The sequence below is a fragment of the Mycobacterium sp. 94-17 genome (assembly GCF_035617725.1).
Lineage (GTDB): Bacteria > Actinomycetota > Actinomycetes > Mycobacteriales > Mycobacteriaceae > Mycobacterium.
The window spans coordinates 1-882 of the sequence record NZ_JAPIYN010000068.1 but is presented as its reverse complement, the minus strand read 5'-3'; the positions used below and the strand labels follow the sequence as shown (position 1 = coordinate 882).

Genomic DNA, 882 nt, shown 5'->3' with positions numbered 1-882 from the left:
ACGTCTGAGGGCGCGGCCGGTTTTTGTCGGGGGTGGCTGCGAGGATGTGGTCGTGTCTTCTTCGACGGCATCTGTTGGCGCTGGGGTGGTGAGTCCTAATGAGCGTCTGGGGGTGTTGTTTGAGGAGTTGGCGGAGTTGACGGGTCAGCGTAATGCGATTGATGGGCGCATCGTGGAGATCGTGGCTGAGATCGATCGTGACGGGTTGGGTGGGATGACCGGGGCGCGTTCGGTGCCGGCGTTGGTGGCGTGGAAGACGGGCTGTTCACCGGCCAACGCGCACACGATCGCCGCGATCGCGGGCCGGTTGGGGGAGTTCCCGCGTTGCGTCGCGGGGATGCGGCAGGGCCGGTTGTCGGCCGATCAGGTGGGGGTGATCGCGGCGCGGGCCGCGGCGGGCTCCGATGAGCATTACGCGCGGTTGGCGGAGGTGGCCACGGTGGCGCAGTTGCGGACCGCGGTCAGGCTGGAGCCGCGAGCTGACCCCGAGTCCGAGCCGTGGTGTGCGCCGCAGCGTTCGTTCACCAAGTCGAGCACCGAGCGGGGCAGCTGCTACCGGATCACCTTGCCCCCGCTGGATGCGGCGGCGTTGGATGCGGCGGTGGCGTCGCATCGGGAGGCGTTGATCGCGCAGTGGAAGGCCGACCACGGCGAGGGTGGGGGCGATCAGCGGCCGCCGTTGCCGGATGCCGCCGAGGCGTTCATGCGGCTGGTCGAGGCGGGCTGGGACGCCGAGGCGCTGCGCCGCCCGCATGGGCAGCACACCACGGTGGTGGTGCACTTGGAGGTGGACCGGCCGGCCGCCGCCTTGCATCGGGGTGCGCTGCTCTCTGATGCCGAGCGCCGCTATGTGACCTGCGAGGCCACCGCGGAGGTGTGGTT

The 882-nt window shown here is 70.0% G+C and carries 1 protein-coding gene; it reads left to right on the top strand.

Annotated elements, in window-relative coordinates:
• Window positions 1-46: 46 nt before the first annotated feature.
• A partial coding sequence (locus OQ789_RS25645; RefSeq protein WP_324689207.1) for a DUF222 domain-containing protein occupies window positions 47-882 on the top strand: 836 nt, incomplete at its 3' end.